Genomic DNA, 23,699 nt, shown 5'->3' with positions numbered 1-23,699 from the left:
ACGATACCGGAGAATCTTGAATGGCCCTCGCCCGTGCACGCCGCAGCGAATCCGGTTTCAACTACTGGCCGGGATTCGTCGACGCACTGTCGACGCTGGTGCTCTCGATCGTGTTCCTGCTCTCGGTGTTTTTGGTGGTGCAGTTCTTCCTGTCGCAGGAGGTCACCGGCAAGGACAAGGCGCTGGAGCAGCTCAACGCCAAGATCGCGCAACTGAGCGATCTGCTGTCGCTGGAAAAGCTCGGCAAGCTCTCCCTCGACGACCAGGTATCGCAGTTGCGCGCGGGCCTCGCGTCCGCCGAGGGTGAGCGCGACCGCATCAAGGGGCTCTATGAAGGGCTTGCCGGCGCCGGCAGCGACGCCCAGGGCCGCGCCAATGAACTCAACAAGGCGCTGGATTCCGAAAAAGCCGTGACGGCGCGGGCGCTGGCGCAGATCGAGGTGCTGAACCAGCAGATCAGCGCGCTGCGCCGTCAGTTGGCGGCGCTGGAAGAAGCGCTCGACGCCTCCGAAAAACGCGACAAGGAATCGCAGGGCCGCATCGCCGACCTCGGCCAGCGCCTGAACGTTGCGCTGGCGCAGCGGGTGCAGGAATTGTCGCGCTACCGTTCGGAATTCTTCGGCCGCCTGCGCACCATTCTCGGCAACCGGCCGGATATCCGCATCGTCGGCGACCGGTTTGTGTTCCAGTCGGAAGTGTTCTTCGACACCGGACAGGCCTTGCTGTTGCCCGAGGGCCGCGCCGAGCTCGACAAGCTCGCGACCGCGCTCATTGATCTGGACAAGCAGATCCCGAGCGAAATCGCCTGGGTGCTGCGGGTCGACGGCCACACCGACGTGCGGCCGATCAACAGCCCCTTGTTCAAGTCGAACTGGGAATTATCGTCCGCGCGCGCCATCTCGGTGGTGCAATATCTGGTCTCGCTCGGCGTGCCGGCGCAGCGGCTGGTCGCGGCTGGCTTTGCCGAATTCCAGCCGCTCGACACCGCGCCTACGGAAGAGGCCTACAAGCGCAACCGCCGCATCGAGTTGAAGCTGACGGAACGGTGAGTGTGGCGTTGGCACGAAAAGCGCCACACCTGGCCGGGCTTGTCCCGGCCATCCACGTCTCAAGACGGTTGAAAGAAGGACGCAGATGCCGGGACAGGCCCGGGCATGACGGCATTGTGCGCAGCGCAAGAGCGGAGGCGATCGATGACGCGGGCCGAATTTGCCAAGGGCTCAGCGACGTTTTTGGCGGTGATCGTCGCAGGATTTCTATCCACGACCTATGCCAATCAGCGCATCGCCGCGGTCGACCGGAATGCAGCGCCGACCGATCGTCCCAAAGCATCGGCGCCCGGCACATCCCCAACAGCCTGCGTCCGAAAGGACGGCTCCTGGAAAAACTGGCCGTGGTCGAATGTGCCGACGCTTTCACCGAAATGCGCCGACGATTGATAGATTAGGCGCTCAAATCCCCTCGAACTGCAGCCGCGCCAGCCGCGCATAGAGCCCGTTGGCCGCGACCAGCGAGGCATGGGTGCCCTGCTCGACGATCTTGCCCTGGTCCATCACCATGATGCGGTCGCAGGACAAAACCGTGGCCAGCCGGTGCGCGATGACGAGCGTGGTGCGATGGCGCATCAGTTCTTCCAGCGCGGTCTGCACCAGCGTTTCGCTTTCCGCGTCCAGCGCCGACGTCGCCTCGTCGAGCAGCAACAGCGGCGCATCGCGCAGGATCGCGCGCGCGATCGCGATGCGCTGGCGCTGGCCGCCCGACAGCGTCACGCCGCGCTCCCCAAGCTGCGCCTCGAAGCCGCCGGGCAGACGTCGCAGGAATTCGCTGGCGTGCGCTAGATCGGCGGCGCGCTCGACCTCGGCATCGCTGGCGTCGGGCCGGCCGAAGCGGATGTTTTCGCGCGCGGAAGCCGCGAACACCACGGAGTCCTGCGGCACCAGCGCGATGCGCGCGCGCACGTCGACCGGATCGGCCGACTTGATCGGCACGCCGTCGAGCGAGATCGCCCCCGACGCCGGGTCGTAGAACCGCAGCAGCAGATGAAACAGGGTGCTCTTGCCCGCGCCCGACGGACCGACGATCGCGACCTTCTCTCCCGCTTTCACCGACAGCGAAACGCCATCGATCGCCAGCACATCCGGCCGCGCCGGATAGGCGAAGCTGACATCATCGAAACCGACATCGCCGCGCGGCGGCGCCGGCAGCGCCAGCGGCGACGACGGCGCCGTGATCTGCGATTTCACCCGCAGGATCTCGAACAGCCGTTCGGCCGCACCGGAGGCCGCCGAGACTTCGCCCCAGACCTCGCTGAGCTGGCCGAGGCCGGTCGCGGCGAATGCCGCGTACAGCACGAACTGGCCGAGCCGGCCGGGACTGATCGAGCCGGTCAGCACGTCGTGCGATCCGACCCACAGGATCGCGACAACGCTGGAGAACACGATGAAGATGATGATGAAGGTCAGCACCGCGCGGGCCCGGGTGGAACTGCGCGCCGCCTCATAGGCCTGTTCGACATTGCCGCCGAACCGCGCATTGGCCAGTTGCTCGCTGGTAAAGGCCTGCACGGTCCGGATCGCGCCGAGCAGTTCGGACGCATAGGACGTCGCGTCCGCCAGCGTATCCTGTGCGTTGCGCGACAGCCGCCGCACCCAGCGCCCGAACGCCACCAGCGGGATCACGATCACCGGGATCGCCAGCAGCACGAAGCCCGAGAGCCTTGCGCTTGTGATCACCATCATGGTGGTGGCGCCGAAGAACAGCATCAGATTGCGCAGCGCGATCGATACCGATGCGCCGACCGCAGATTTAATCTGGGTGGTATCGGCCGTCAGCCGCGACACCAGTTCGCCGCTGCGCGCGGAATCGAAGAAGGCGGGCGACAGCGCGATCAGATGCGCGAACACGTCGCGCCGGAGATCGGCGACGATGCGCTCGCCGATGGTCATGACCAGATAGTACCGCGATGCGCTGGCGCCGGCCAGCATCGCGACCACCGCGATCATGACGCTGAAATAGCTGTTGATCATGGCGATGCCTTCGGGACTGAAGCCGAAGTCGATCATGCGCCGGACCGCGACCGGCACGACCAGGGTCGTGATCGCAGCGATGGTGAGCGAGACAAAGGCGAGCATCGCGCGGCCGCGATATCGCGCCACGTAAGGCGCCAGCGCCAGCAGCGGACGCAGCTTGGCGCCGCTCTTCGCCGGATGCGTCAGCTGGGTTTCGATGAAGGCCTCTTCCTCGAGCAGCGTGTCGCGCCGCGGCGGCGCGCCGCCACCGGTGTCTTCAAGCTGTTCCGCTGTGCTCATGTCATCCGACCCGGTTGCAAGCCCCCAGATAGGCTTCGCCGCCCCCTTAGGCAAATCCGGGAGATTCCCAATCAGGCAGGATACGTAGCTTGTTTTAACCGCCCGGCTGCGTTATAGACCCGGCCAAATCCGTACCCTTTGACACTTTGAGACGGGCGCCGGCGCGCCGAAGGATATGCCATGAAAGCCGAAATTCACCCGAATTATCATACGATTACGGTCGTCATGACCGACGGTACGGAGTATCTGACCCGCTCCACCTGGGGCAAGGAAGGCGACAAGCTGAACCTCGACATCGACTCCAAGTCGCACCCGGCCTGGACCGGCGGCACCCAGCAAATGCTCGATCGCGGCGGCCGCGTGTCCCGGTTCCAGAAGAAGTTTTCGGGCTTCCTCAAGAAGGACTGAGGGTTTCGAACCTCGTCGTTTCAGCCCAGAAATGCAAAACGCCCCTGAACAGGGGCGTTTTTTGTTGGGCAACCCCATCCCGTCATTGCGAGCCACCGGGTCGCGCGAACGCGCGCCCGATGACAGGCTCCGCGAAGCAATCCATAGGGCAACGATGCGGAAAGCTGGATTGCTTCGTCGCTTCGCTCCTCGCAATGACGATGTTGATAGAAGCCCGGCTTACTGCTCGAACGCCGCCTTCAGCCGGTTGAGCTGCGGCACCAGCGGATTGCCGATCGGCGCGCGTTCGGTCGCCGGCGCATGGATCGTGACATCGAGCCTGCGCACCCTCGATTGCAGGTTCATCGAACGCGAAATCAGGTCCTGCAATTGTTGGGGCAATTTTGCGATCATGTCTTCGGGGCCGGGATCGGCGGCCGAGAGCTTGACCTTGGTCTTTTCGCGGTTGGCCTGGCTCAGCGTCATCTCGCCTTCCTTCACCGCGCGATGCAGCAACAGCCAGGACGCAAGCTGCATCAGCCGCGTGGTCAGCCGCATGCTTTCGGTCGCATAGGTGAGGCTGACGGAGCGTTCGAGCGCCTTGGCTTCGGTGCGGCCGTCGCCATCGAGATAGGCGGCGGTCTGCTCGACGAGATCCATGCCTTCCCGGAACAAGGTTCCGAATGCCGCCGAATTAGTCAGCCGCTCGCTGAACTGAACGAGCGCGGATTCGCTTTGCAAACGGTCCGCCATGGTTAACGCCCTCACGCCACTGCTACGCTGCCGGCTTGGAAAACCGCCGGCTTATGATGAACAAGTCATTGCGCTTGTGCGGGCGAGAGTCCAGCCGCAACCGGATTTATGGTTTCCAGCGCAGTGACGGGACAGGCGAAAGGCAGAATCCGCAACCGCGCCAAAAAAGAGCCGCCGTTTCCGGCGGCTTTTGAAGTTGATAACAGGGAGGCGTCAAACAGAGTGGACAGGAGCCACTCGGTGTCCAAACGAGGACGATCCAAGTCATAATCGAGAAAGCTTAACCGATCGTAAATGAGCGATTTTCTTTAGGCTTCGTTTGCCATGTCGGCCATTGGCCTAGTTTGGGACAGGCGCGCTCGTCGTCCCGGCGGTAGGCCGCGACGACGTGTGGCGAGTTCGAATTCTCTACGACTTGAAAAAACTGTTCGCCGCATCCTTCGATGCGCGCTTCTTGGCCGACGCTTGCTGCAGCCGTTCGATTTCCGAATTCATCAATGCGATGCGCTCGGTCAGTTCCTCGACCGACAACAGCGACAGGTCCTGTCCGATCTCGTGGGTGACCTTGTTCCGCGGCTTGTCGTCATCCTCGGCGGCCATGCGTTTTGCTCCGTGTTCGGCGATCCCCTGAGGCGGTTGCCAGCCGCTATGCGGCTGGCTAATGCAGGGGCCGCTTTCAAAATTCTCAGCCTTTCGCAAGGACAAATCATGGAAAAGCTGCCCGCGCAAATGACCGTCATCGGCATCAGCAAGCCCGGCAGCCCCGAGGTGCTGTTGCCGGAAACCCGCAGCGTCCCAGTGCCCGGTCCCGGCGAAATCCTGGTCAAGGTGTTGGCCGCCGGCGTCAACCGTCCCGACGTCGCACAGCGCTCCGGCGCCTACCCGCCGCCGCCCGGCGCCAGCGATCTGCCCGGCCTTGAAATCGCCGGCGAAGTGGTCGCGCTCGGCGCGGGCGCCACCAGGCACAAGCTTGGCGACAAGGTGATGTCGCTGGTGGCCGGTGGCGGCTACGCCCAATATTGCATCGCGCAAGATGGGCAGGCGATGGCGGTGCCGCCGAGCCTGTCGATGCAGGAAGCCGGCGCGGTCCCGGAAACGCTGATGACGGTCTGGCACAATGTGTTCGAGCGCGGCGCCCTGAAGCCGGGCGAGACGCTCTTGATCCATGGCGGCTCGTCCGGCATCGGCACCATGGCGATCCAGCTCGCCAAGGCGCTCGGTTCCAAGGTCATGGTCACCGTCGGCTCCAAGGACAAGGCCGACGCCTGCCTCAAGCTCGGCGCCGACCGCGCCATCAACTACAAGACCGAAGATTTCGTCGCCGTGGTCAAGGCGGAGACCAATAATGCGGGCGCCAACCTCATTCTCGATATGGTCGCCGGCGACTACGTCGATCGCAACTATGATGCCGCCGCGATCGACGGCCGTATCGTCCAGATCGCAACGCTCAACGGCCCCAAGGTGACCGTCAACATTGCCAAGGTGATGGTGAAGCGCCTGACCCACACTGGCTCGACGCTCCGCCCCCGTAGTAATGCGGACAAGGCCGCGATGGTCGCCGCCATCGAGGCCAAAGTGATGCCGCTATTGCGCGAGGGACGGGTAAAACCCCTGATGGACAGCACATTCCCGCTGGAAAAGGCCGCTGACGCGCACCGCCGGATGGAGACCAGTGAACATATTGGCAAAATTGTGTTGGCGGTTTAACGATCCCGAGCGAAGCGGAGGCGGAAACCCTTTGATTTCCTTCGCTTTCATGTCATTTATCGCGGCAACGAAGGGCCATTCGCTGCGCCCGGAATGATGTTGATCGCGGAGTACTGACATTGCGTCTGATCAGGTGCCTTGCGCCGCTCGCGCTGGGCCTCATGATTGTTGCCGCCGCGCCGCCCGCGCGCGCCATCGACGCGGTCAGCGTCCGCAGCGACGCGCCTGCAATCGATCTCACCGCGGTGCTCGATCATCAGCGCAGCGATACCGACCGTATCCAGGTTTCCACCGCGCCCGGCACCGACGGCATCGTCCGCCGCATCGAAGTCCGCGCCCGCGAAGGCGGCCAGTACTGGGTGGTGTTCGCGCTCGCCAACAACACCGATGATCAGCTCGACCGCCTGATCGTCGCTCCTCACTATCGCATCGTATCTTCGGGGCTCTTGTGGCCCGATTTGGGACTGTCGCGCATCGCCACCATCACGCCGTCGACCGGCGACCGCCCCGAGCGTCAGGAGAGCGCGACCGCCGACATCTTCCGCATCACGCTCGATCCCGGCGCCGTCATCACCTTCGTCGCGGAATTGCGCACCGATAAATTGCCGCAGCTCTATCTGTGGGAACCCGACGCCTACAAGGACAAGGTCAACTCGTTCACGCTCTACCAGGGCATCGTGATCGGTATTTCCGGCCTGCTGGCGCTGGTGCTGACCATCCTGTTCGTGGTCAAGGGCAGCATCATGTTCCCGGCCGCCGCGGCGCTGGCCTGGGCGGTGCTGGTCTATATCGGGGTCGATTTCGGCTTCTGGGGCAAGGTGCTCGACATGTCGAACAACGCCGAGCGCGTCTGGCGCGCGGCGGGCGAGGCGATCCTGGCGGCGACGCTTTTGGTGTTTTTGTTCGCCTATCTCAATCTGAGCCGCTGGCATGTGCGTTATTCCCACATCACCGTCGGCTGGCTCACTTTCCTGGGCTCGCTGGTGGCGCTGGCGCTGTTCGATCCGGCGGTGGCCTCGGGCATCGCGCGGATGTCGCTGGTGCTGATTGCCTTCGCCGGCTTTGCCCTCATCGTCTATCTCTCCACCCACGGTTTCGACCGCGCGGTGCTGTTGATCCCGACCTGGTTCCTGCTGGTGGTCTGGGTGGTCGCCGCCGGCATGGCGGTGGCAGGCTCCGTCACCAACGACATCGTCGGCCCGGCACTGCTCGGCGGCCTCGTGCTGATCGTGATGCTGATCGGATTTACGGTCATGCAGCACGCTTTTGCGGGCGGCGGCGCTACCACCGGCGTGGTTTCCGACGTCGAGCGCCGCGCGCTGGCGCTGACCGGCTCGGGCGATTTGATCTGGGACTGGGACGTTTCCGCCGACAAGGTGTTCACCAGCCCCGAGACCGAAAGCCTGCTCGGCCTCAAGCGCGGCACCTTGGAAGGCCCGGCCGCAAAATGGCTCGAGGTGCTGCATCCCCTCGACCAGGACCGCTTCCGCGCCGCGCTCGACAGCGTGCTCGACCAGCGCCGCGGCCGCCTGGTGCAGGATTTCCGCTTGCGCACCCCCGACGGCCACTTCATGTGGTTTGCGCTCAAAGCGCGCCCGGTGGTCGGCTCCGACGGCGAGGTCTCGCGCGTGGTCGGCACGCTGACCGACGTGACCGAGGCCAAGAACGCCGAAGAGCGCATGCTGCACGATAGCGTGCATGACAATTTGACCGGCCTGCCGAACCGCAAATTGTTCATCGACCGCCTCGGCGCGGTCGCCAATTTCGCCAAGACCATGCCGAACCTGCGGCCGACGCTGATGGTGATCGACCTCGACCGCTTCAAGCAGGTCAATGATTCCGTCGGCATCGCAGTCGGCGACTCGATCCTGCTGACGCTGGCGCGGCGGCTGACCCGGATCCTCAAACCGCAGGATACGCTGGCCCGACTCGCCGGCGACCAGTTCGGCCTGATCCTGATGTCGGAACAGGATCCGGCGCGCATCACCGCCTTCGCCGAAACCATCCGCAAGACCATCCGTGCGCCGATCGCCTTCAACGACCGCGAGATCTTTCTGACCGCCTCGATCGGGCTCGCATTGTCCGATCCGCAGACACAGCTCTCTGATGAAATCATCAAGGATGCTGAGCTCGCGATGTATCATTCCAAGCGCATCGGCGGCGACCGCATCGACGTCTACAAGCCGGCGATGCGTGCGCGCAAAACCGACCGGCTGACGCTGGAATCGGAACTGCGCCGCGCCATCGAGCGCCAGGAAATCACCATCCTGTACCAGCCGATCGTGCGGCTCGAGGATCGCTCGATCGCCGGCTTCGAGGCGCTGGCGCGTTGGGATCATCCAAAACTCGGGCGGATGTCGCCGTCGGAATTCATCTCGATCGCCGAAGAGATCGGCCTGATCGTCGATCTCGGCATGTTCGTGATGGACCAGACCGCCAAACAGCTTGCGATCTGGCAGCGCGCGATGCGCTCGCGCGAGCCGATCTTCGCCAGCGTCAACGTCTCCTCGCGGCAATTGCTGCGCCACGATCTGATCCACGATATCCGCACCGTGCTGTCGCGCTCCTCGGTGGCGCGCGGCACGCTGAAGCTGGAATTGACGGAATCGCTGGTCATGGAGAATCCGGAGCACGCGGCGCAGATGCTGACCCGCATCCGCGAACTCGGCACCGGCCTGTCGCTGGACGATTTCGGCACCGGCCATTCGTCGCTGGCCTACCTGCAGCGTTTCCCGTTCGACACCATCAAGATCGACCAGTCCTTCGTGCGCACCACCAGCCGCGGCACCCGCCCGGTGATCCTGAAATCGATCATCGCACTCGCCCACGACCTCGGCATGGACGTCGTCGCCGAGGGCGCGGAGACGGATTCGGATGCGGTCGAGCTCTATCAACTGGGCTGCGAATACGCGCAAGGCTTTGCCTTCGGCGAGCCGATGGACGCCGATGCCGCGATGCGGCTGTTGACCGAAGAGCGGCTGGAAGCGGCGAGTTAGGCCGTCCAGAAGCGGACGCGACTCTCTCCGTCGTCCCGGCGAACGCCAGGCGAACGCCGGGACCCATAACCACCGATATTGGTTATGAAGGGGATTGGAGCTCCAGCCTGAAATAACATAGGCATCGGTGGTTATGGGTCCCGGATCGCGTTCGCGGAGCCTGTCATCGGGCCGGCCAGAGGCCGGACCCGTTGGCTCACTTGTCCGGGACGACGAAAATTATTCCCGCGGCGCGGATAGCGTCCGGGTTTTGCGTCGCCACCCTCGGAATGAGAGGGAGCAGGGAATGCCGGGTGCGCGCTGCACCCGCGGTCTCGTGTGCAAAATTGCACAAGGAAAAACGCACACGAGCATACAGGTTCAGCGGAGGCAATCCGGCATTCCCCGCGCAATGGTTTTACGGCTTATGCCGTGCTCCCCGGCGACGAATTCGTCTTGTCACCGTCATCGGCGGATTAAGGCTGGTCAAGCTCGGTTGAGTTGACTTCGCCTCCGCCAACTTGACACCAGCAACGGGTGCCAGGACCACACGGTTTTGCCGTACGCGATAGCGTCGTTCGTCTTGCGCACCACTGATTGCTCACAGGCTTGAAACCCACCCTGCAACCACAAGCGCGCGCAACGCTGCCGCGTCCACCGCATCCCATCTCAACGTCCGCGATACGCCCCTGTGAGGGACGGGATGGCGAGAGTTCTGAACTGATTTGGGGTCAATTGAAAACAGGAATATTTTTCTTATGATAGACTCGACAGCTATTTTGCTGATTTGCCCGTCAGGCAAGACTCTGGGGAATTTCACGGCGCCCACAGCCGCTTCGGCCACTCTTCGGAAGTTGCTTCTGACCTCCTGCACGTCGGTTCGTGGTCGCCAAGCGGGCATCGTTCAGGATCGAACTGAAGTCGGAAATGACCCGACTCGGAAGTAGGCCCTAGTCCAGCAGCGGCCCGATATGCTTTGATGCGTGGGGCTGGAACTGAGCCGCATGGTGGCCTCATGTACATAGTCATTCGAAAGTACACCAAGGTTCGCTCGGTTGCGGATGCTGCTCGCCGCGCCAAAAGCGGCATCGGTCAGATCCTAAGGGAATCGCGCGGATTCAGATCTTATTATGTACTGGATGGGGGCGAAGGCGTCGGTGTCGCTGTGATGATATTCGAGGACCGCGAAACCGCCAATGCGGCGAACGAAAAAGTACGGGAGTTCGTTCAAGCAAGCCTGCATGACCTGGATCTTGGAGACCCCGAAATCATCGCCGGGGAAGTTTTGGTGAATATAGAATCTGATGCGTAATTGTTCGTAAAGGCTACCTATCCGCTGCATGCGCAAGCATGGCGTCGAGAGGCGGTCGCAGCGCTTGTCAACAAGAAAAGTCGCGTTCACTTCGACCTTTGCGGGTGAACGCCAAGTCTTCACTCAGAAAATTGTCCCGAGGAGTGCACGCGCGATGTCCGCCTGTTGGCACTTTTGAGACATGCTGACAGGCCCCGAGCATGTCTGCTTACCGGGGAAGACCGGAAGTGGCCGGTGCACGGTCAAAACGTCGCGAATGGTGGAGTCGAGATGTGGCGCGGTGGCTTTAGGTTCGAACATATCTGTTTTCCGCCTCTTTCGTTTGGCGGTGCCTTAGTGGTTCCACCATGGCTCCGTTTCCACATCCACCGGGTCGCCGGAGGCAGTTGCCCGCCTCCGGCTCCCACAGAACGTAGCATGCGGATTTGCCGCACTACGCTCTTCGACAGTTGATTCACAGCACTGCAAGAGCCTGCAACTCCGTATATGGGAGGCGCAGCTTTGGTTTCAGTAACGGCGTCCGTTCGTTGATCTGGTTGAACATGCTCCAGTTGAGGGCTCGTCCGGCCCAGCTGCGGCTGCGCAACATCCGATGCCAGTAACGCTCCACGGCGCGGTACACCTTCACGAGACACCGAAGATTCCCGGCGACACCGTAATAGGCATAGTGGCCGCGTAGGAAGGCGTTGATTTCGCCGACCTGGTCACTGATCGTGTGATGTCGTATTTGCCGCATAAGCTCCTGCAGAGACGTAAGGCTGCGCCACAAGCGAGATTTCTCGGTGCGCATCCCAACCTTGAAGTTACCCTTCTGGTTTCGCGTGCAATACAGCGTCAGACCCAAGAAGTAGATGGTCTCCGGGCGTTTTCTGCCGCGTTTGCCTGCGTGTCGCTGCGCGAACCGACCAAACTCAACCAATTTGGTCTTGGTCGGCTCAAGAGTGAGGCCGAACTTTCCCAACCGAAGGCGTAAGGCGTCCTGAACACGGATGGCGTCCGATCGATATTGGAAGCAGATCACAAAGTCATCGATATAGCGCACCAGCCGGGCTTCGCCCCGCAACCGGCTCTTCACCACGCGTTCGAACCAGAGGTCGAGCACGTAGTGAAGATAGAGGTTACTCAAAAGTACGCTGATCGATCCCCCTTGCGGTGTTCCTTCCTCGTTCGGATGGACCTTTCCATCTTCTAAGACACCCGCTTTCAGCCAGCGCCGGATCAAACTGATCAGGCGTGGATCACCGACTCGATGCGCGACGAACCGGAGCACCCAATCATGATTGAGACTCCCGAAGAAGTTCTTGAGATCCGCCTCCAGCACCCAGCCCATCTTGCCGCCGGCGATGACCTCATTGAGGGTCGCCAGAGCATGATGAGCGCTGAGCTTTGGCCGGCCACCGAATGAGCAGGGCAGAAAGTCCTGCTCATAAATGGCAGACAACACTTCGGCCGTGCTGCGCTGGAGCGCCCGGTCGGCGACAGTCGGCACGCCAAGTGGCCGCTTTTCCGTCTTGCCGGGTTTGGGGATATAGACCCGCCGGATATCCGGCGCTCTATATCCTTGGCGGTGAATGGACTGGAGCATCGGCTCTATCCATCCATCGAAGCTCTTCTTCGCCGTCTCCACCGTCTGTCCATCCACCCCAGTGGCCGACCGCTTCGGAATCTGCAACAGATTCTTCCGCACCCGATCGCGCGTGATGTGATGAGCCAGCGACGTGAAACGGAGTTTTGGTTCGCGTCGAGCTTTCACTGCTATTTGTTCAAGTTTCGTTTCCATGGTCAGCTGATCTTCTCACTGAGTAGAAGGCCGTAACTCCCGTTGAATGGAGCCCATGTCGCCCAAGAACAATTCAACTACCGCTGACCGCTTCCCCATGTAGCCGGCTTTCCCGTCCTCGGAGTACTACCAGTCAGTCTGACTTCCACCCGGTCATCAGACCCTTCTCACCTCTTCGGCTTGGCAGGTCCTACAGGCTTGCGCCTGAACCGGATGGATCTCCCTTGTTCACGTTGCTTCCTATGGTTGCATGCTGGCGGTACGAACCCCGGGAGCATCTCAGACCGCTCGCGTTGTCGCGGCCTGCGATTCCGCCTTCCCCTTTGAGCGACAGGGTCGGCTACTCCGATCACGTTCGATTTCGGGGCTATTTTCCCGTTCACTTCATTCCGGCCTACAACCTCCCTGTCTACGCTTCGCAACGGCCGTTACCGGACGCCACGCAAGACTCGGTTCGCGGCTGCTCGCTAGGCTTTGCCGCGGCCGTCATCGCAGACGGCAGACTTCAACGCGCTTGCAAGGCGCAACGCTCATCGAACCGGACAGGCAGATTTCCCGCATCCGGCTCTCGGACAAGACTTCACGCCTTCACCCACGGCACGTCGTGTCCAAGCGCAGTTAAGCGTACGAGCCCGAAGTGCCCGTAGAGGTGCGAGAGTGGATAAGCCCCGCCCTTACGTCGCCTGACCTTGTGCTTGGAGCGCAACCACCGGCGCAACCGCACAGCGGTGTAGTTGTCGATCGCCCGGTACGCCTTGTTGACGGTGCCTACCTTGAAGTAGTTCGCCCATCCGCGCAGCATGCGGTTCAACTTACCCACCAGCTCTGTGGTTTCTTGCCATATCCCAGATCGGACGGTCAGCGCGTGAATGTTCTCCACCATGCGCTTGATGCTTTTCTTCGATGGCCGGTACCCCAGGCGCGCCTGGCCGGTTCTCGCTGAGTACATCCGTCCGAACGAGTATCCCAGGAAGTCGAACTCCTCTTCCGGTACCTTGCAGATTCGTGTCTTCTCCTCGTTGACCGTTAGCTTCAGCTTGCTCATGATCTTGCGCAGTTGCTGCAAGGCTTCTTCGGCTTTGCCCCTCCGGCACAAGATCACGAGGTCGTCGGCATAGGTCACGATGCGAGAGCCGAGGCTTTGCTCCAGCCCGAGCATCTTCCATCCCAACACAAACCGGCGCATGTAGAGATTCGCCAGCAGCGGTGAGATGGGTGAGCCCTGCGGAATGCCTCGCCGCCTGTCACGGGCTTCGGTCGTGCGTTTCGTCCGTCCTCGATCGTCGGTTTCTTCCACGGGACATTCCAGCCACATCTTGATCAGATGCAGCACGCGCCGATCAACAATCCGGCGCGCTACCGACTTTAGAAGTTCGGCATGCGGAATGCTCCCGAAGTAGTCCGCGAGGTCGGCGTCAACGACTTCCGGATGGCCGCGGAACAGCTGCGCTTCCACCTCGACCACCGCCTGTTGGGCATTGCGCCCGGGACGGTAGGCATACTGCTCTGGCGGAAGATCGGCCTCAAAGATCGGTTCCAGCACCAGCATCGCTGCCGTCATGCAGACCCGATCACGCAAGGTCGAAATGCCCAATGGCCTGAGTTTGCCATTGGCCTTCGGTATGTACACTCTTCTGATAGGATCCGGTCGATACGTCTCCTGCCTGAGCGCAAGCGCCAGTTCGCCAAGCCACCGCTGCACCCCCGTACGCCTCGATGTCCGCGAAGTCCTGACCATCCACACCCGGTGCGCCCTTGTTGGAACGGCACTGGGCATAAGCATGGGCCAGAATGTCCTCGCGGCTGATCTTGTCGTACAGGGCATAGAACCGATAGCCGGCTTCTGCCTTCGCTTTCGCGTGCAACGCCGTCTGCAGTTTCTGAACACTCTTCGGAGTTGATAGGTTGCCCAATCTCCAAATCCCTCACCACTTGTTGCGTCTGTTTTGAACTGAGGTCCCTTCCCTCCACCGGCATTACCCGGCTTCAGCGGTACTACGAACCTCTCCGCCACCCCCGGGGCGCCCAGCCTGTCCCTCGCGGGCTTCCGGTTGGTCATTGCTGACCACGCCATGGGGCTTCCCGTGTTGCGTACGCTTTCCTTGTGTACATGCTGTCGCCACTACCCCGGCGCAGCGGTTGGGCGTACTCTTCGCTCTACTCCACCCAGCCGTATCAGCCCTCCCCGAAAGGGTTGTCGGGTCGGCCTGCGCATCGTCCTTTTCGAGGCTTGCTCGGCGTTCACTCGCGTTACGGCCTGCACACTCGCGCTGTCACCAATTCGTGACACGCTAATCGAAGGCTTCAGCCACTTCGTTACCTCCATGACTGCTCCGATTGCTTCCGGCTGGAGCGGTTGCCGGGTGGGGCTTGCACCCACTGGAAAGCGCCGCCTTTGCACGGCGCACACCCATCTCGGACATTGGGCAATCGGACATCGGCTTATTTTTCTGCTAAATAGTTATTTGATTTCCCGGCCGAGGTGCGTCTTGAGCGAAGAGCGCGTGGAACGGCGACTGGCGGCTATTCTTGCGGCGGACATCGCGGGATATAGTCGGCTGATGGGCGCCAACGAAGAAGGTACGGTAGCCCAGTTAAAGTCGATTAGAAAAGCGCTTGTCGACCCCGCAATCGCGGCGCATCGCGGCCACATCGTCAAGACTACGGGCGACGGAATGCTGGTCGAGTTTGCCAGCGCCGTCGATGCGGTGCACAATGCGGTTGAAATCCAGCGCAGCATGGCCGAGCAAAATACCGCCGTGCCGCAGGATCAAAGGATCGAATTCCGCATCGGCATTCATGTCGGTGACATCATTTTTGATGATAATGATATCTTCGGCGACGGCGTCAATATTGCTGCCCGCCTTGAAGGCATCGCCGAACCGGGCGGGGTCTGCATGTCCGATGATGCCTATCGGCAGGTTCGAGGCAAGGTCGAGATCGCCTGTGATGATATGGGACAGCAGTCCCTTAGAAATATAGCTGAGCCGATGCGAGCGTGGCGGGTACGGCTGACTGGTCAAGCCCCTTCCGCAGTAAAATCAGGTCTGGCTATGAGCCAACCTCAGGTCCTCCCTCCCCCCGACAAGCCGTCCATCGCCGTGCTCCCGTTTCAGAACATGAGCGGCGATCCGGAACAGGAATACTTTGCCGATGGAATGGCCGAGGACATCATCACGGCGCTGTCCCGTTTCAAGGCGCTATTTGTCATCGCCCGAAACTCCAGCTTCACCTACAAGGCGCACGCCGTCGACGTGAAGCAGGTGGGGCGCGAGCTTGGGGTGCGCTACGTGTTGGAAGGGAGCGTTCGCAAGGCGGCAAAACGAGTGCGCATCACGGGACAACTGGTCGATACCGCTACTGGAGCACATCTTTGGGCCGATCGGTTTGATGGCGGGCTCGGCGACATCTTCGATCTGCAGGACCAGGTGACTGAGAGCGTTGTCGGGGCGATCGCGCCTGCGGTGGAAAAAGCCGAGATCGAGCGCGCCAAGCGCAAGCCGACCGCGAGTCTCGACGCTTATGCCCTCTATTTGCGCGGTCTGGCCCGGCTTTATCAGTTTGGTAACCGGCAAGCGAACGACGAGGCATTGCGCCTGTTCAACAGCGCGATCGAGCTCGACCCGGAATTTGCCTCCGCCTACGGTCGTGCAGCCTTTTGCTACGTCATTGCCAAGATCAATGGCTGGATTTCAGACACAGCGAACGCGATTGCCGAAGTGAAGAGGCTCACCCAACGGGCGGTTGAGTTGGGCAAGGATGACGCGATCGCGCTCGCCGCTGGCGGGAATGCGTTAGCGTTTGTTGTTCGGGATCTCGGGGTAGGCGCCGGCTTAGTCGATCGCGCGCTTGTGCTTAATTCCAATTTGGCCGAGGCATGGAATTTCGGCGGCTGGGTAAAAATCTGGCTCGGCGAGCCGGAAACGGCGATCGAGCGCTTCGCACGTGCCATGCGCCTGAGCCCACTTGATCCGTGGCTGATGGGAATGCGAGCCGGGACCGCGTATGCACATTTCTTCCTGGGCCGCTATGACGAAGCGGCATCATGGGCGGCAATGGCATTGCAGTGCAGTCCGGACTATCTACCTGGATTACGTATCACCGCCGCAAGCAACGCAATGGCCGGGCGGCCGGAGCAAGCACACAAGGCAGCGGCTCGGCTGCGAGAACTGAACCCCACGCGCCTTTCCAATTTCAAAGACGTGCTTGGCCCTTATCGACGTGCTGAGGACGTCGCGCGATATGAAGAAGGATTGCGGCAAGCAGGGCTGCCCGAGTGACTATCCCGGCCAAGGTACGTCGCCCTTGGCGACGAGGTGATCGAATGAGCGCGACTTCCGCTAACGGCACTTTTGAGACATGCTGACAGGCTCCCAGCATATCTGCTTACAGGGGAAGACCGGAAGTCACCGTCGGATAGTCAAAACGACGCGAATGCCCCCAACTCGGACATCGAGGGCAGCGGATCGCTACGATACCGATGAGCCGCTGCCGGGGCCGGAAGGCATCGCACGTCTGATCGTCGCAGAGCGGGCCGCGTGATCAGCCATTGTTGTTTCGGCCAGTTCGACGGCGAACAGGGACAGCATGAGCCCTACCATTGGCACTGCGGGAATCAGGTATCGCCAGACGTCGAGGGTGTGGGCGCCGGCGGCGGTCACGATCGAAGCCGCCCACATCACGAGCACGATACCCGCGCGCGTCACGAAGCCGGGGCGCCGACGCCGCACAGCGGTCACCGTCCAAAACATGACGGCGATAACGAAGGCGGTAGACAATGCCCTGAACAGATAGGCGGAGATGCCTGGGAGATCGGACAACAGGCCGATCCGAACTGGTCCGCCTTGCAGATCGATCGGCTGAGCCGCCCGGCCATGCCGCATCATGATGTCGGACACGTGCGGCACGTCGTCGGTCGACACCGGTATGGCAGGGTCGAGTCCGTAGGCCGGCCATGCGACCGAGACCCCATAGGCCATCTGACGGACGAACTTGCCCGCGTAGGCCAGCGGCCGGTCACGTACGGCGGCCAGGAAGATGCGCCGATAGGCTGCGGCCGCGCCTGCGGCGTTCCCGGCACCGCCGGCGACGTCTCGATCCAGTGCGGTGTCGAAGAGGCACGCGTCGCCGAAGAACCCGAGCACGGGCCAGCGACCCGGCTCCGCGGCGAAGTCGGCGGCAAGCCGCGCCATCGTGGCGTCCGCGCTGTCGCCGGCCGCCGACACGATCTCGCGTCGCGCTGCATCGCTTGCAAGCACGATGTTCAGGTGATTGCAGAACAGTGTCTTGGGGACGAACACGACCGAGGCTTGGTCGGAGTCGGAAGCCCCGAACCGGGAACCGGCGGCGAGGAGTGCCAGCGCTGCCGCGACGGACACGGCAATCACGGCAAGGCGCGCGGACGTGTCTGGCCGGGCGAGGCGGGCGCCCACCACGACGGCGGCGATTGGGACCAGGACTCCCTGCGATCTGAAGCACGCCGCGAGCGCCGCGCACAGGACGGAGACAGCGACCGCGCAGCACCGCGCTGTTTTGCCGACGCAGGTGGCAACGAGCAATCCAGCCGTCGCCAGATTGAGGAAGACCGCAAACAGAAGCTCTGCGGTGAGGACGTTCCTGAACAGCAGCAGGCCCGGATACGTCGCGACGAGGATGATCGGCACGAGCCCACCGGCGTTGCGCGTCGCCGCATGGGCGGTTGCCGCAAGCGCCAGCATCAGGACGGCCCACGCCGCCTGCTGCAGGCGTACCACCGTTCCGAGGTCGCCTCCGAACGCAAACGTCACGGCCAGGAACGCCGGGTAGCCCGGATCGCGCCCACCCGCCACGGTCGGCCTTCCAGCCTCGAGCGTGCGAAGCGCAGATTCCACGAAGGACGGCGTGTCGCCCCAGATGACCGGGACCGCCGGCCTGAACGATACCACGATCGCCACCAGCAGCGCGGCCCACGCCAGCACGGCCCATGGCCCCGGGGACGCGACGCCGCCCCGGGGGGCGGCTCCGCCCGTTGTTCGCGCTGGAGCTTCGCGGTCGGACCGCACGATATCGCCGTCCACACGGGATGAAGTTCGAATACCGCCCCTGGTTCACGCTAGACCAAAACGATCTGCAAGACCATCGGAGGGCACGGCGCGCTCCCGTTCGTGACGACCCGCGACCGCCCCTCTTGCCGGGAAAGGATGGGACGAGCTGGCAGCGCTGATTTGCCCGACGGGTTAAGAGCTGACTTGACGACGAAATATGGCGTCACTTCTGTCGGACGAACGGCTCTGCCGACACGCCGTTGATGGTGCAGCTTCCTTGCTGGATACCGGCGCCGAGGGGCAGCACGTTCCACGGGTAATCGAGATCCGGCTTGGTGAGGGCGTTGAGTTCGGCCACAACCGCATCGTCCAGATGTATGAAGGAGCTGCGTCGGCGATGTTCGCCGACCGAAGATCAGGCCATCGATCGATGGTGGTATGCTCCCCATCACCGGTCGCGTAACGAGAGACGATGTCCACCATCTCACTATAGATTGTTTTGCTGCCGTTCATGACATCGTACCTGCCAACGTTATCCTGCTGCGGCGCAAGGATATCCGATCCTGCAAACAGATCCACAGCGCTCGGCGCCCTTTTGCAGGATCGTGGATGAATCTTGCAGGTCCAGATCACGGCCGGGGGCCATTGCATCCGTGCTGCTAGAGTTCCGCTTCTGGCACTTTTCGGACCTCGCGGAATTTCCGACTCGAGTCCGTAGCGCACCAAAGCGGACGTCCGCTAACGCTGCGGATTTATGGGTTCACGCCCGGTCAGTTCGGGGGAACGAACCGCGGAACGACGGCCTGTTGCGCGGCGAAACTATTTCCCCGCCTTCATCTTCTTGAACCTCACGCTCTTCCCGTCGGCCTGCCGCGTCGCGATATAGCCGGCTTCGAGGCAGGCTTCGCGCTGCGGCATCTTCTCCTGCGGGCTGCGTAGCGTTTCCCACCATGAGGCGCGATGCGCCGCGCGCGGCAGGGCGGCGTCGATGATCTCCTCGATCTGCTCGAAGCTCAGCACGAATTCGGGAAGCTTTTGCTTCTTCAGGTAGTCCCGCAACAGGTCGTAGTCGTTCACAGGGGGGTCTCGGGGCAGGTAGGTCTGGGGCAGTTGTCGCGTGGCACGGTCGCGTTGACACGAATCCGGCAACCAATCGTTAACTCATTACCGCGTCGCTGTCGCGATTTAAGGCAGCGACAAGGTTTCCGGTGCATCCAAGGAGGTTGGAGCGGACGATGCCATTCGGACGGCGAAAAGACGCGGCTGGAACCAGCAGGCGCTGGCGGCTATCGGCAAAGCTGCTGATCGCCTCGTCGGTTGCGACCGTGATCGGCTTTTCCGCGATTTGCGCCTGCGTCATGCTCGACATGCGCCGCGGCGAGGAAGAGCTGGCGCGGCAGACGCTCGAGAATCTGGCCTCCGGCATCGACACCGATATCAGCCGCAATATCGAATTGTACGACCTGTCGCTGCGCGCGGTCGCCAGCAATCTGGTGATGCCGGAGATCAAGGACGTCAGCAAGGAGCTGCGGCACCTGATCCTGTTTGATCACGCTGCGACCGCCAAGCATTTCGGCGCGATCCAGGTGTTCGACGCGAAGGGCAAGCTGACCATCGACGCTTCGAGCCTCGATCCGGTGCCGGAAGATCGCAGCGACGAAGAGTATTTTCGGGTTCATCGCGAGGATCCCGACATCGGCCTGTTCATCAGCAAGCCGATGCTGCACCGGAGCGCCTATGCGATCGTGCTGAGCCAGCGCATCACCGGCCCCGACGGCAGCTTTCTCGGCGTGGTCGCCGGCTCGATCCGGTTTTCCTATTTCCATGACCTGTTCGGGCGGCTGAGCCTCAACCCCGGCGACATCATCACCGTGCTGCGTCGCGATCGAACGATCATCATGCGGACACCGTTCGACCTCGACGTCATCGGCAAGAACCTGGCGGAGCGGTCAAACTGGAATCCGGCGAACCTGCAGAGCAACGGGTCCTATTCCGGTGTCGGCCCGGTAGACGGGATTGCCCGGCTATACGTGCGGCGCAGCAGCACCAGTCCCCTCTACACCGTGGTCGGCAAGCCCCTGGACGGCATCTTCAGCCTCTGGCGCACCGAGGCGATCCGGATCGGCGCGATCATGACGGCGCTGATCCTGTTCGTGCTCGGCACCGCGCTGTTCCTGGCGCGCGAGATCGGCCGCCGCGCCAAGGCCGAGGACAAGCTCGAGGAGCTCGCCACCACCGACGCGCTGACCGGGCTGAAGAACCGGCGCAAGTTCGATAGCGAGATCGATGCCGAGTGGCGGCGCGCCGTGCGCAACGACATGCCGGTCGCGCTGTTGATGATCGATGCCGACCATTTCAAGTCCTACAACGACACCTATGGCCACCAGGCCGGCGACCAGGTGCTGGTCGGCATCGCCATTTGCATTTCGGACTCGGTGCGCCGGGCCGGCGATTGCCCGGCGCGTTTCGGCGGCGAGGAATTCGCGGTGCTTTTGCCGGGGCTCTCGGCGATCGAAGCGGTCGGGGTCGCCGAAGCCATCCGGCGGAAAGTCGAATGCTGGTCCGAAGACCCGACGGCCACTACCGTCAGTATCGGAGCCGCGAGCATGACGCCCGCTGCGGGGATGCATTGGTCCGATCTCATCGAAGCCGCCGACAAGGCGCTCTACGCAGCCAAGGCCAACGGCCGCAACCAGACGGTGCTGGCGAGTGTGCCTAAGCTGTCGCTGGTGGCTTAGGAGCCTGCACCAACCGCGTCATTGCGAGCCACCGGGTCGCGCGAATGCGCGCCCGATGACAGGCTCCGCGAAGCAATCCATCGTGCTACGAAAAGAAAGAATGGATTGCTTCGTCGCTACGCTCCTCGCAATGACGGCAAAAACGCCAACGCCCTCGCCTCTACTTCTCCAGATATTTCTTCATCTCCGCGCGCAGGCCGTCGCGCAGGTCGGGGCGGGCCATGCCGAAGGCGATGTTGGCGCGCAGAAAACCCGGCTTCGAGCCGCAATCGTGGCGCTCGCCTTCGAACTCGACGCCGTAGAAGCTCTGCGATTTGGCAAGGCCTATCATCGCATCGGTGAGCTGGATTTCGCCGCCGGCGCCACGTTCCTGGGTCTCGAGGATCTTGAAGATCTCGGGTTGCAGGATGTAGCGCCCGGTGATCGACAGATTGGATGGCGCCGTTCCCTTCGGCGGCTTCTCCACCATGCCGTCGACCTCGAACATGTTGCCATGGGCGTGGCGCTTGCCGACGCCGCAGATGCCGTATTGGTGGGTGAGATGGTCGGGCACCGCTTCGACCGCGATCAGGTTGGATTTTTCGCCGAGCTTGCTGGCGGCCTCGATCATCTGCGCAAGGCAGCCCGGCGTGTTCAGCACCAGTTCGTCCGGCAGCACCACCGCGAACGGCTCGTCGCCGACGATATCGCGCGCGCACCACACCGCATGGCCGAGGCCGAGTGGCGCCTGCTGCCGGGTAAAGCTGGTGGCGCCGGCGGGCGGCTGGTCGCGCGCCAGGATGTCCTGCTCGGCCTTCTTGTTACCGCGCGCGGCGAGCGTGGTGTCGAGTTCGAACATCCGGTCGAAATGATCCTCGATCACGCCCTTGTTGCGCCCGGTGACGAAGATGAAATGCTCGATGCCGGCCTCCTTGGCCTCGTCGACCACGTACTGGATCAGCGGCTTGTCGACGATGGTCAGCATTTCCTTCGGCATCGCCTTGGTGGCGGGCAGGACGCGGGTGCCGAGGCCGGCGACCGGGAAGACGGCTTTGCGGATTTTCATGGGGGATGTCGGGGGCCTTGCGAGGGAGGGAGCGCGCGATTGTTCGCACGTTGGTAGCCACTTTGCACCCGGGAACAAAGGCGGATGTGTGATGCCGATTGTTTCATCCCCCTTGCGGCAGAAGGGGGCAGCAACAAAATCTCGCCTTTGTTAAGCTATTGGAAACCGCGACAAGGCCTTCTGAAACGGGATTTCAGGCGGACGGGCACGACATGCGTTTGACGGGACCATCGATCACCCATCGGACCGGCGCGATCATCATCGTGACGGCGCTGCTGTTTTCCGGCCAGGCCTGCGCGCAGTCGCAGGACGGCAACAGCGTTTCGAATTTTTTCGGCAATATCTTCTCAGGCCCTAAATCCGCCACGCCGCCGCAAGCGGCGCCCGGCCCCGATGGCGCGCCGCCGCCCTGGAGCGGCGAGGACGGCGCCTCCGGCCATCCCCTGATGACCGCGAGCGCGATCCGTCAGGCGGCGGCGAATTTCCCGAACTGCGTCGCTTCGATGTGGCCCGATGCCGCACGCCGCAACATCACCCAGCAAAATTTCGAGCGCTTCACCACAGGGCTGGAGCCAGACCTGCGCATCATGGACCTGATGGATTCGCAGCCCGAATTCACCAAGGCGATCTGGGACTATCTCGACATTCTCGTGAACGACAACCGCCTCGCCAAGGGCCGCGAGATCCTAGCCAAGTACAAGCCGCAATTCGACGCTGCGGAAAAGACCTACGGCGTCGACCGCTATGCGGTCGCGGCGATCTGGGGCATCGAGTCGAACTACTCGACCCAGATGGGCGATCGCGGCGTGCTCAATTCCACTGCGACGCTGGCCTGCATCGGCCGCCGCCAGGCCTATTTCAAGGACGAGTTCCTCTCGGCGCTGGAAATCCTCAACCGCGGCGATCTCAAGCCCGAACAGATGCGCGGCTCCTGGGCCGGGGCGTTCGGGCCGACCCAGTTCATGCCGACCGCGTTCAAGCGCTACGCGGTCGACGGCGATGGCGACGGCCGCCGCGACGTCGTCGATGATCCGGCCGACCTGATCGCCTCGACCGCCAACAACCTCAGGAAGGACGGCTGGCAGACCGGTCAAACCTGGGGCTATGAGGTCGCCCTGCCGCAAAACTTTAATTTCATGCTGGCGGATCGCGCCAAGGCGATGTCGATCGCCAAATGGCAGCAGCAGGGGCTGAAGCGCGCCGACGGCAAGCCGTTCCCGAACTCCGCCGAGACCGCCTATCTGCTGGCGCCCGCAGGTGCCGAGGGCCCCGGTTTCCTGATGCTGCAGAATTTCCGGGTGATCATGAAATACAACCCGGCGGAGGCCTATGCGCTCGCGATCGGGCACTTCGCCGACCGCCTGCGCGGCGGCCCGCCGTTCGTGCAGCCCTGGCCGCGGCAGGAACGGGTGCTGTCGCGGGCGGAGCGGCTGGAACTGCAGCAATTGCTGGCCCAGCGCGGCTTCTATCGCGGCACGCCGGACGGCCAGTTTGGCGGGCAGACCCGGGAGGCGCTGCGCAGCTTCCAGGCCTCGATCGGGGCGCCAGCGGACGGATTTGCCTCCGCCGACGTGCTGGAGCGCCTGAGAGGGCGGTAGGCTTTTGTTTTGACGCGTTTTCTTGACGCGAACCGGCTCCCACTTCGCTTGAAAACGCTATGAACCTCTTCCG

Annotated in this window: 19 protein-coding genes; 9 read left to right on the top strand and 10 right to left on the bottom strand. The window is 62.6% G+C overall.

The features are described 5' to 3' along the window. Positions 1-20: 20 nt before the first annotated feature. Positions 21-1,049: a peptidoglycan -binding protein gene (locus V1289_RS28605; RefSeq protein WP_309179921.1), complete on the top strand. Its 1,029-nt coding sequence runs from the start codon at positions 21-23 to the stop codon at positions 1,047-1,049. Positions 1,050-1,193: 144 nt separating this feature from the next. Continuing rightward, the gene (locus V1289_RS28600; RefSeq protein WP_334400822.1) at positions 1,194-1,439 is read left to right on the top strand and encodes a hypothetical protein; all 246 of its coding nucleotides are present in this window, start codon (positions 1,194-1,196) and stop codon (positions 1,437-1,439) included. Between the two features lie 12 nt (positions 1,440-1,451). On the opposite strand, the gene V1289_RS28595 is transcribed toward V1289_RS28600, so the two are convergent. Beyond that, on the bottom strand, positions 1,452-3,308 hold the full coding sequence (locus V1289_RS28595; protein ID WP_334400820.1) for an ABC transporter ATP-binding protein/permease: 1,857 nt from the start codon (positions 3,306-3,308) through the stop codon (positions 1,452-1,454). Positions 3,309-3,488: 180 nt separating this feature from the next. On the opposite strand from V1289_RS28595, the gene rpmE reads away from it, so the two are divergent. After that, positions 3,489-3,716 (top strand): 50S ribosomal protein L31, encoded by a 228-nt coding sequence (gene rpmE, locus V1289_RS28590; protein WP_074273128.1) that lies wholly within the window; start codon positions 3,489-3,491, stop codon positions 3,714-3,716. Between the two features lie 219 nt (positions 3,717-3,935). Here the strand turns inward: rpmE and rcdA are convergent, their stop codons facing one another. Next, positions 3,936-4,448 carry a protease adaptor protein RcdA gene (gene rcdA / locus V1289_RS28585; RefSeq protein ID WP_334400818.1) on the bottom strand — a complete coding sequence of 171 codons (513 nt, stop codon included), beginning with the start codon at positions 4,446-4,448 and terminating at the stop codon, positions 3,936-3,938. Between the two features lie 408 nt (positions 4,449-4,856). Beyond that, complete coding sequence (locus V1289_RS28580; RefSeq protein ID WP_334400816.1) at positions 4,857-5,048, bottom strand: DUF1192 domain-containing protein; 192 nt, start codon at positions 5,046-5,048, stop codon at positions 4,857-4,859. A 108-nt stretch (positions 5,049-5,156) separates the two neighbouring features. Between V1289_RS28580 and V1289_RS28575 the strand changes: the two genes are divergently transcribed. The 3 genes from V1289_RS28575 (at position 5,157) to V1289_RS28565 (ending at position 10,442) form a co-directional block, all read left to right on the top strand. Further along, positions 5,157-6,155 (top strand): NAD(P)H-quinone oxidoreductase, encoded by a 999-nt coding sequence (locus V1289_RS28575; protein WP_334400814.1) that lies wholly within the window; start codon positions 5,157-5,159, stop codon positions 6,153-6,155. A 119-nt stretch (positions 6,156-6,274) separates the two neighbouring features. Continuing rightward, positions 6,275-9,151, top strand: a complete 2,877-nt coding sequence (locus tag V1289_RS28570; protein WP_334400812.1) for an EAL domain-containing protein — start codon at positions 6,275-6,277, stop codon at positions 9,149-9,151. 994 nt (positions 9,152-10,145) lie between these two features. Then, the gene (locus tag V1289_RS28565; protein WP_334400810.1) at positions 10,146-10,442 is read left to right on the top strand and encodes a hypothetical protein; all 297 of its coding nucleotides are present in this window, start codon (positions 10,146-10,148) and stop codon (positions 10,440-10,442) included. A gap of 454 nt (positions 10,443-10,896) precedes the next feature. Here V1289_RS28565 and ltrA (V1289_RS28560) read toward each other — a convergent pair whose 3' ends face one another. The 3 genes from ltrA (V1289_RS28560) to V1289_RS28550 all read right to left on the bottom strand — a co-directional run bounded on the left by ltrA (V1289_RS28560) (position 10,897) and on the right by V1289_RS28550 (position 14,135). Then, positions 10,897-12,222 (bottom strand): group II intron reverse transcriptase/maturase, encoded by a 1,326-nt coding sequence (gene ltrA / locus V1289_RS28560; RefSeq protein WP_334397564.1) that lies wholly within the window; start codon positions 12,220-12,222, stop codon positions 10,897-10,899. A gap of 580 nt (positions 12,223-12,802) precedes the next feature. Continuing rightward, on the bottom strand, positions 12,803-13,903 hold the full coding sequence (gene ltrA / locus V1289_RS28555; protein ID WP_334407723.1) for a group II intron reverse transcriptase/maturase: 1,101 nt from the start codon (positions 13,901-13,903) through the stop codon (positions 12,803-12,805). After that, entirely contained in the window at positions 13,794-14,135 is a 342-nt protein-coding gene (locus tag V1289_RS28550) for a hypothetical protein (RefSeq protein ID WP_334408023.1), read from the bottom strand. The genes ltrA (V1289_RS28555) and V1289_RS28550 overlap by 110 nt, the downstream gene beginning before the upstream one ends. A 576-nt stretch (positions 14,136-14,711) precedes the next feature. Here V1289_RS28550 and V1289_RS28545 point away from each other — a divergent pair. Further along, positions 14,712-16,502: an adenylate/guanylate cyclase domain-containing protein gene (locus V1289_RS28545; protein ID WP_334400808.1), complete on the top strand. Its 1,791-nt coding sequence runs from the start codon at positions 14,712-14,714 to the stop codon at positions 16,500-16,502. Between the two features lie 189 nt (positions 16,503-16,691). On the opposite strand, the gene V1289_RS28540 is transcribed toward V1289_RS28545, so the two are convergent. From V1289_RS28540 to V1289_RS28530, 3 genes are all read right to left on the bottom strand, one after another. Next, complete coding sequence (locus tag V1289_RS28540) at positions 16,692-18,179, bottom strand: hypothetical protein (RefSeq protein WP_334400806.1); 1,488 nt, start codon at positions 18,177-18,179, stop codon at positions 16,692-16,694. A gap of 289 nt (positions 18,180-18,468) precedes the next feature. Then, positions 18,469-18,603 (bottom strand): hypothetical protein, encoded by a 135-nt coding sequence (locus V1289_RS28535; RefSeq protein ID WP_334400804.1) that lies wholly within the window; start codon positions 18,601-18,603, stop codon positions 18,469-18,471. 461 nt (positions 18,604-19,064) lie between these two features. Further along, positions 19,065-19,322, bottom strand: a complete 258-nt coding sequence (locus V1289_RS28530) for a DUF7662 domain-containing protein (protein ID WP_334400802.1) — start codon at positions 19,320-19,322, stop codon at positions 19,065-19,067. Positions 19,323-19,480: 158 nt separating this feature from the next. Between V1289_RS28530 and V1289_RS28525 the strand changes: the two genes are divergently transcribed. Further along, complete coding sequence (locus V1289_RS28525) at positions 19,481-20,983, top strand: sensor domain-containing diguanylate cyclase (RefSeq protein ID WP_334400800.1); 1,503 nt, start codon at positions 19,481-19,483, stop codon at positions 20,981-20,983. A 160-nt stretch (positions 20,984-21,143) separates the two neighbouring features. Here V1289_RS28525 and V1289_RS28520 read toward each other — a convergent pair whose 3' ends face one another. Next, positions 21,144-22,028, bottom strand: a complete 885-nt coding sequence (locus tag V1289_RS28520) for a UTP--glucose-1-phosphate uridylyltransferase (protein ID WP_074273117.1) — start codon at positions 22,026-22,028, stop codon at positions 21,144-21,146. Between the two features lie 212 nt (positions 22,029-22,240). On the opposite strand from V1289_RS28520, the gene V1289_RS28515 reads away from it, so the two are divergent. Then, a complete protein-coding gene (locus tag V1289_RS28515) occupies positions 22,241-23,626 on the top strand; it encodes a lytic murein transglycosylase (protein ID WP_334400798.1) in 1,386 nt (461 codons plus the stop codon). Positions 23,627-23,699: the final 73 nt, after the last annotated feature.

Source organism: Bradyrhizobium sp. AZCC 2289 (genome assembly GCF_036924615.1).
Taxonomy (GTDB): domain Bacteria; phylum Pseudomonadota; class Alphaproteobacteria; order Rhizobiales; family Xanthobacteraceae; genus Bradyrhizobium.
This window is presented reverse-complemented; position numbering and strand designations above follow the sequence as displayed.

Coding starts and splice junctions, on each gene's coding strand:
- V1289_RS28605 (WP_309179921.1), top strand. CDS start 21: ATGGCCCTCGCCCGTGCACGCCGCAGCGAATCCGGTTTCAACTACTGG.
- V1289_RS28600 (WP_334400822.1), top strand. CDS start 1,194: ATGACGCGGGCCGAATTTGCCAAGGGCTCAGCGACGTTTTTGGCGGTG.
- V1289_RS28595 (WP_334400820.1), bottom strand. CDS start 3,308: ATGAGCACAGCGGAACAGCTTGAAGACACCGGTGGCGGCGCGCCGCCG.
- rpmE (WP_074273128.1), top strand. CDS start 3,489: ATGAAAGCCGAAATTCACCCGAATTATCATACGATTACGGTCGTCATG.
- rcdA (WP_334400818.1), bottom strand. CDS start 4,448: ATGGCGGACCGTTTGCAAAGCGAATCCGCGCTCGTTCAGTTCAGCGAG.
- V1289_RS28580 (WP_334400816.1), bottom strand. CDS start 5,048: ATGGCCGCCGAGGATGACGACAAGCCGCGGAACAAGGTCACCCACGAG.
- V1289_RS28575 (WP_334400814.1), top strand. CDS start 5,157: ATGGAAAAGCTGCCCGCGCAAATGACCGTCATCGGCATCAGCAAGCCC.
- V1289_RS28565 (WP_334400810.1), top strand. CDS start 10,146: ATGTACATAGTCATTCGAAAGTACACCAAGGTTCGCTCGGTTGCGGAT.
- ltrA (WP_334397564.1), bottom strand. CDS start 12,222: ATGGAAACGAAACTTGAACAAATAGCAGTGAAAGCTCGACGCGAACCA.
- V1289_RS28525 (WP_334400800.1), top strand. CDS start 19,481: ATGCCATTCGGACGGCGAAAAGACGCGGCTGGAACCAGCAGGCGCTGG.
- V1289_RS28520 (WP_074273117.1), bottom strand. CDS start 22,028: ATGAAAATCCGCAAAGCCGTCTTCCCGGTCGCCGGCCTCGGCACCCGC.
- V1289_RS28515 (WP_334400798.1), top strand. CDS start 22,241: ATGCGTTTGACGGGACCATCGATCACCCATCGGACCGGCGCGATCATC.